Source organism: Desulfatiferula olefinivorans, assembly GCF_054657895.1.
Window position 1 is genome coordinate 1 of the sequence record NZ_BAAHXV010000067.1, and the last position, 7,504, is coordinate 7,504.

The following is a 7,504-nucleotide window of genomic DNA, read 5'->3' on the forward strand; positions in this document are numbered from 1 at the left end:
AAAAAATTATGAGGAAAATCTGAATTTTATACACTTGAAAAAAATTGATTGGTATTCTGGATTGATCAAAAGGGACATGAAGATCAACGGCGGCCTCTCAAAAGACATGTGTTGACATTGTCAACATTTTACTGTAAACGATGTTGACAATGAAAACATCGACTGACGCACATTCTCTTTCGTCGTATCACCACGGCAATCTCCGGCGGGCGCTCATCGACGCGTCCCTGGCGCTGATCGCTGAAAAAGGCATGAAGGCCCTGACTATCCGGGAGGCGGCGCGGCGGGCCGGGGTCAGCCATGCGGCGCCCTACCGCCATTTCACGGACAAGGAGGATCTGCTCTGCGCTGTGGCCATCGAGGGGTTCGACATGGTGATCGCCGATACCAAACGGCGGTTCGAGGCTTGCGGGAACGATGTGCTCAAGCGATTCCAGCAAAGCGGGCTGGCCTACATCGATTTTGCCGCCGCCCAGCCGTCCCACTACCGGGTGATGTTTTCAGCGGGCGAGCACCGGCTGAGGGACGATCTCAATCAGCGGGCCGGCCAGGCCTTCGGCATCCTTTACGACTGCATCGTCAGCGGCCGGCGCGAGGGCCTGATCCGAAACGGCGATCCCTTCGAGCAGGCCATGGCGGCCTGGTCTCTGGTCCACGGCCATGCCATGCTGATCATCGACGGATTTATCACCGATCCGTCGGATCGGCTCAAATACGTAATCACCGAGGCCCTTTACCAGGGGCTTCGATGCGACTGAACCATCTAAAAAAGGGGCGATTATGACCGACACCATCTACAAGAAACTGGCCGGGGTGCTCGACACCCTTCCCAACGGGTACCCGCAGGCGGAAAACGGCGTGGAGCTCAAAATTCTCAAAAAAGTCTTCACGCCCGAAGACGCCGAAATCTTCTGCGATCTCCGGCTGACCTTCGAAACGCCCGAGCAGATCGCCAAACGCAGCGGGCGGCCTCTGGAGGGGCTGGAGGACAAACTGGTATCCATGTGGCACCGGGGCCAGATTTTCGGGGTGGATTTCGGCACCGTGAAAATGTTCAAGATGCTGCCCTGGGTCATGGGCATCTACGAATTCCAGCTCAAATACATGGACAAAGAATTCGCCGAAATGTGTGAGGAGTACGCCGCTACCTTCGGGCCCCAGTTCTTCGAGAACCAGCCGCCGCTGATGCAGGTGTTGCCCATCGAGGAGGAAATCGACGCCGAACACTCCCAGATGGCCCTGCCCTACGAGCGGGTGTCAGGCATCATCGAAAAAGGCCAGTCCTTTGCCGTCAACGACTGCATCTGCAAAAAGGAAAAGGAACTTCTGGGCAAGCGCTGCGACAAGCCCATGGAGGTCTGCCTGGCCATCGCGCCGGTGCCCGGCATCTTCGAAAACCATCCCCTGGGCGCCCGGCCCATCACCAAGGAAGAAGCCTACGAGGTGCTTAGAAAATCCGAGGAAGCGGGCCTTGTCCATCTGACCAGCAATTATCAGCACGGCCACATCTACATCTGCAACTGCTGCGGTTGCTGCTGCGGTGTCCTTCGGTCCATCAACGACCTGGGTATCGACGCGGGCCTTGTGGTCAACGCCCATTATTACGCGGTGATCGACACCGATGCCTGCGTCAGCTGCGGGCTGTGCAAGGATGAGCGTTGCCAGGTCGGCGCCATCGAGGAAACCGACGACGCTTACCGCATCATCAAAGATAAATGCATCGGATGCGGGGTCTGCATCTCCACCTGCCCGTCCGAGGCCATCAGCCTGATGCGCAAAAATCCCGACGAGATCGTCAAGCCCCCGGCCGGAGAAACCGAATGGTTCCAGATCCGGGGCGGCATGCGGGGCGTGGATTTCAAGCCTTACGCCTAGGTCGGATTCAACCTTTCAAGGAGGCATGGGGCCAGGCCGAACATGGCCGGGCCCCGGCCTCCGTCCCCGGTCCATGCGGCCCCGGCAACGTTTGTCTCGCATTCACGGTAGCCCCGAGAGGGTCGGCTGCCCAGATCAATCCAGCACCCTCCCCTGGGCCGGTTTCATGGGCTTCCGCTCGACGGGTGCCGCCTGAATTTTTGAGTCCTTCCCCATCGCGGCCACACTATCTCCGGTCTCGGGATGAACGAAATCCTGCTCGTTCAGCCTTGTGTAGATCATGGTTTCCAGGCCGGGAAGCAGATCCGCGTCATAACCCAGAATAATGGCCCATTGTTTCCGGATCGGTTCGTAGTACAGGGTTTCAGGTCCTTGCCGGAGGACGTTCTGTCCGTATTTGTTTTTCAGTTCAGTCTCGAGGCAGCGGTCCCGGAACAATCGAAGCCCGAAGGCGTTGAGGTAGGGCAGAAGATAGGGATTGCCGGTCCATTCCGGCCCGAACATCAGCTTTTGGGCTTCTTTGAGCGGCTCACGGCTTTCGGTCTGCCAGGCGATTTCAGCCTGGGCCAGTGCGCGGATCACCTGTAGCATCTCTGTGATGTGGCTCGAGGCCAGATAGGGGAAACGCTTTTCGCGGTCTTTCCACACCCGGCTTGAATCAAACAGGGGCTCCGCCCGGTCCATGCCGAACAAAGCCAGATTGGGACGGCCGGCCAGCAGGGCAACCTGGGCAAACTCCACCCAGTACGCGGGGTCGTCTTTTTTGGAATCATAAAGGCCGTGAAGCACCAGACCGTAATACCTTAACGGAATCTTTTCCGCATACATCCAGGTCCAGGCCCGGGTGTCGTAAAGATAACGGGCATGGGAGCGGATCAGCCGCTTCATCTCCATGTCCCCGATATCGGTAAGGCCGGCCTTGAACGCTTTGATCACCGTTTGAATGCCCGCCTCTGCATCCGGATTGTCGGGAACCGTCATCTGGGAGAGCCCCTTGAGTGTCATGAGGTAGTCAAAGGGTCCGTCACAGACGAGCAGGGCCCGGCTGATGGAGCTCACCTTGCCGCCGTTGTCGCGGTAGACCACAAAGCTGGATGTCGGATGTTTGGGAACGGGAATCTGTTTCCCGTCGATACCGACCCGTTTTAACGAATCAAAGCTGTCGTGATATTCGGAAAAAGTGGGCAAACGCCAAGTGGAAACCCCTTTGAACTGTTTGTTGTTGATTTCGTTTTTCCAGTCAAGGGCCCGGTCATAGGTCAGATCGGGAAGCCTTATCTTGCTTTTCCAGTACCAGCTGTGCCGCGTTTCTTTCATCCACATCAGGTTGTAACGGGTATCGTAAACCAGATCCCCGGACACCCGGTGCGGTCCGTTTTTCTCTCCCTGCATGCATTCCTGCCGGTTTTTCTCAAGGATAAACCCCAGGCAGCCGGAATGGGCAAGGCCCAGACTTTTTGACTGGACAACGGCAAGGTTGTAAACCGCCATACCGTCGTGATCCCAGGTGGTTCCGACTGAAACGTCGCCTTTGAAGCACTGTCCGGGTACGGAGGCGATGGGCTTGCCGTTGACGGCAAAGGAAATCGTCCCGGCTTTTCGGGAGATCGAAAGGGTGTTGGCAGCCCTGGGATTGACCCCGTCGACATCTTTCATGTATTCGTGTTTCCGCCTGTCCCTGCGGTCGACCACGTCATAGCGGAGATTCCCTGCCGGATACACCGACAGTTTTGCCTCGCCACAATCCAGGCAGCCCTTTTGAGCCGAACCGATCCGAAGATAGACGCCGCCGCTTTTACCCAGAGGCTCCAGGGTTGCCGACACCGTCCAGTCGCCGGTCCAGTCCACATCCACCGGTTCGATCACCGTGGCCTGTCCGCTGTTTTTGATGCGGTACCTGCCGTTTTCAAGGGTTCTCTGCCCGTCAAGGGGCCAGTTCCGGCTGTTGTCGGTAAAGTTTTCCACAAAGACGTGTTTGTCCGTGGGCTGAACCTCCATGACCGGCGGATAATACGCCGCAGGGGGTTTCTCAGGACCGGCCTTTCGGGGCGACAGTGTCACGCAGCCGCTGAGCAGCAGGACACAGACAATGATGACGATGGGTTTCAAACGATTCACGTGATCTCTCCTTTTTCATTATTCCTACGGCTTCGGCCCGGTCACCACGATGACTTTACGGGCCCGGGCGGTACGGCCTTTGGCATCGGTCACCTGTACGGTGACAACGGCTTTTTTACGGCCTTTGACCTTGCCCGCCGTCAGAACCGGATGCCGTGAAAGCCCCTGGTGCCGGATGGTCAGGAATCCCGCACTGGACCTGCACCGGATCGCGACAGGCTCAAACCCCATCGGCGGGTAAATGGACGTGTTTGCCGACTGCCCGGATGTCATGCTGTCGGGCGCATCGATGGACATGTCGTATCCGTTGATGCGAAAGGAGGCCGACTCTTCGGCAAACCGGCCGTCCGGCGTTTGAATTTTTGCGGTGAACACGATTCTCTGGCCGGCCTTGAACCGAGCCGTGTCGGCCGCAATCCCCACACGCTGGACATCTCCGGGTTTTCGCGGGCGATCGATTGTAACCTGATCAAGAATCTGGCCGGTTTTTTCATCTCTGGCCGTCAGCGTAACGGTGACGGTGTCGATGCCCTGGACCAGGGTGTAATGGGCATAAAGAAACAGGGGGTCATCCACAAAAACGTTCCGGTGATGGGACTGGCTTTCTTTGTCGGGTGTTGCCAAAACGCGGGTGACGGCAACGGCTTTGCGCACCGAAACGGGAAAGAAGGCGGTTTCCTTCGATCCGGGACGGGACGGTGCCTCACAGGTAAACACCACCCGGTAGTCTCCGTCCTTAACGTTGTCCATCACAAAACGGAAACGACTGGTTGCTTTGCCGCCCTTTTCATAGATCTTCTCGTTTTTTTCGATTCCCGGAAGAATTTCACCGTTCATGGTTTCCACCTGCCAGGAAACATGGGACATCACCCCGGACGGCATCACAGGGCGCCTGAACTCCGCTTCGAAAGCAAGAATCTGTCCATTTTGAACCGCCGCGCCGGGAGACAGCGCCGGCCCGTCGTATGTCCCCATACGACCTGTAATGTCAAGGGGCTTTCGAACCATTTCGATGGTCAGTGGAACGCGAAGAGATTCCCTGTTTCCATACCCGCTTTCGGCAATCAGAATCAGGTCATAGCGGCCGTCTTCGGGCAGCGGAAGTTCCCCGATGCCGTGCACGACACCGCTTTGTGTCTTCAAGTCCTTATAGACGGCTTCCGAAACGAAATCGTCATGCCGCTCCAGAGAGATATTGGCGCGGTAGGTGGTGACGGGAGACCCTTTGAACGAATAGTCAACCTTGAGCTTCCCGGATACGGGCACGGCCTCTGCATGAAGATCCCTGGGCGGCGCGAGTGCCGTCATGGCCTTTTTGACGGCCTTTTGCGTTTCTTTTTCCAGTTGTTTTTTGACGCTTGCCGCATGGGCGGCCAGGGCTTTTTCAAACCTGAATTTCAGATCCCTGCCCTGGGTGCGCACCACGTCCTTCAAAAACAGGTGAAACACAGGCCGGGGGGTTTTGGGGTCTGACCCGATGAGCCGGCGAATCCGGGCCGGATTCCCGCCCCCGGCAAGATCGATCACCACGGCATGACTGTGCTGCCAGATATTTTCATAATACCGGGTTTCAACGGCTTCCATGTCGTGTTTAAGGGCCGCATCCGTTATCATCAGGCTGGGCAGGTAGGGCTTGGCATCGGAATGGAACGGGGCATTCACAAGCCGGTTCACTTCATGGAGAACCAGGCGGTAGGCTTCGGTGTCGTACAGGTCCTCGGACCAGTTTTCAATCGCGGCGTCGATGGCTGTCGAAGCTGCGCCCTGGATGGCCAGAGCAGACCCCAGCATGGGCATGACATACCCGGCCGAGGTTTCTATCAGCTGATCCCGGGCACCCGCGTAATCCCCGTCGGCCGCCAGGGTGATCATTTTGTAGATATCAAGAAGCTCCGTCGGCCCCAGGGCGACGGTTCGGCTGATTCCGGAGGCCGTGACGATCCCCACCTCCAGCTTGGGAAGTTTCTGAAAATCGTCGTGGGCAATACCGGACATCGTTCCCAGAAGGGTCCCCCGGATGCCGGCCCAGGCATCGGACTCACCGGCATGGCTGTTCGAAACAAAGCATGCCGATAACACAAGTCCCAAAACCGTCCAATGAAACAAAAAAAAATCAATGGGATGCCTACCGACGGCCTTCCCGCTTTTTTTTCCGGAATATCTCATATCATATCAAGGCATTGTGCGATGCCATGCCGCTCGGCCGACCCTCCTCCAAATGATAACACATTGTTTTTATTTGATGGTTATAAGAAAATGGGCACTTCCGTGTCAAGGCCTTTATCCCGTAAGGGGGAAAAGAGAGGCCTTGCGATTCACGCTCGGCCTCTCAGCGAAACAGGCCGGCAAGCCTGTATCGAAGTGCTTGATACAGGCCGGCCGCGGCGGAGGTGCCCCAGAGACGGTCTGAGAGATCTTTATGAATCATGACGATCGTGTCGTCGAAATCCCAGAAAATGATGGTCATGTCTTTGGGTTTGAGCCGGATCAGGTTGCCGATGTTGCGAAGGTTGGCCTTGTAAAGAATCAGGTAATCGGCCCGGACCTCCCGGGCACTGTCGAACAGGTTCCGGGTCAGGGCGTCCACGGGGAGATAGGTCGAGGACGTCAGAAAGAACACCAGGCCCGTGGGGATGTCGGGGTAGGCGTCGCTCACGTAGGCGACGACGTGTTTTGAAATCGAACTGATCATCACGTCCCGCTCCCGTTTTCGGGCGCGGATGTCGGCCACGATCTCGTCCACCAGGCGAGCGTCTTCGGCCTCGTCGCCCTGGGATTTGATCTCGATGTTGACCTTCTTGGTCAGACGGTCCATGACCTCCCGGTATTCAGGCATGTCACCTGCCGTTATCTCACGCAATTCAGAGGCGGGCGTATCGCCCACCGACGCGAGGCGGCCATGGAGTCGCAACATGCGTTTGTCGTGATAGACCATGATCGTGTTGTCACCGGAATACTGCACATCGAACTCGACAAAGGCATACCGGTCGTCGCGGTCGGCGGCGACCAGGGCGTCCAGCGTATTTTCAAGGTGATCCACCGAGGCCCCCCGGTGGGCGCCTGCGGTGCATCTGTAATCCAATGACCCGGGATTGTTCAGGGACTGCGCGGCAAGAATCCGGTCCAGCCCGCGGACATAGGCCGGGGTGGCACAGCCGGTAAAAAAGCCCGCAAGAGCCAAAACGATCAAAAGACACCCCGAACGAAACCCAACCATCCCTCAATGCCTCAACCGGCCCGAAGCCGACCGTTGATGTGTTGATCTGATAAACGGCGAAAAATCGCGCGAAAATGAGGCCGCTCCTCTGTCCCCGCCTCCGCAAACGCGACGATGCTACGCCGTCCCGGCCCACCCGTCAAGAGGTATCGGAGAAAACACCAGGGTAATCGCATGTTTCATATCCTTCAAGAAAAGCAGAAAACGACCTTCGTGATAATCTCAGTGGATTGATCTCAGATCAATCCTGTCGACTTGAACACGTCATCTGTGCCGACAAGAAAGACACCGCGC

Annotated in this window: 5 protein-coding genes; 2 read left to right on the top strand and 3 right to left on the bottom strand. The window is 57.1% G+C overall.

Annotation, left to right across the window (positions count from 1 at the left end; all coding sequences use genetic code 11):
- Positions 1-149 precede the first annotated feature (149 nt).
- Entirely contained in the window at positions 150-758 is a 609-nt protein-coding gene (locus ACYQ11_RS21495) for a TetR/AcrR family transcriptional regulator (RefSeq protein WP_459925892.1), read from the top strand.
- Between the two features lie 22 nt (positions 759-780).
- The gene (locus ACYQ11_RS21500; RefSeq protein ID WP_459925893.1) at positions 781-1,875 is read left to right on the top strand and encodes a 4Fe-4S binding protein; all 1,095 of its coding nucleotides are present in this window, start codon (positions 781-783) and stop codon (positions 1,873-1,875) included.
- A 135-nt stretch (positions 1,876-2,010) separates the two neighbouring features.
- Here ACYQ11_RS21500 and ACYQ11_RS21505 read toward each other — a convergent pair whose 3' ends face one another.
- The 3 genes from ACYQ11_RS21505 to ACYQ11_RS21515 all read right to left on the bottom strand — a co-directional run bounded on the left by ACYQ11_RS21505 (position 2,011) and on the right by ACYQ11_RS21515 (position 7,183).
- A complete protein-coding gene (locus ACYQ11_RS21505) occupies positions 2,011-3,993 on the bottom strand; it encodes an Lcl C-terminal domain-containing protein (RefSeq protein WP_459925894.1) in 1,983 nt (660 codons plus the stop codon).
- Between the two features lie 24 nt (positions 3,994-4,017).
- On the bottom strand, positions 4,018-6,081 hold the full coding sequence (locus ACYQ11_RS21510; protein WP_459925895.1) for a hypothetical protein: 2,064 nt from the start codon (positions 6,079-6,081) through the stop codon (positions 4,018-4,020).
- A 241-nt stretch (positions 6,082-6,322) separates the two neighbouring features.
- A complete protein-coding gene (locus tag ACYQ11_RS21515) occupies positions 6,323-7,183 on the bottom strand; it encodes a glycerophosphodiester phosphodiesterase (RefSeq protein WP_459925896.1) in 861 nt (286 codons plus the stop codon).
- Positions 7,184-7,504 lie beyond the last annotated feature (321 nt).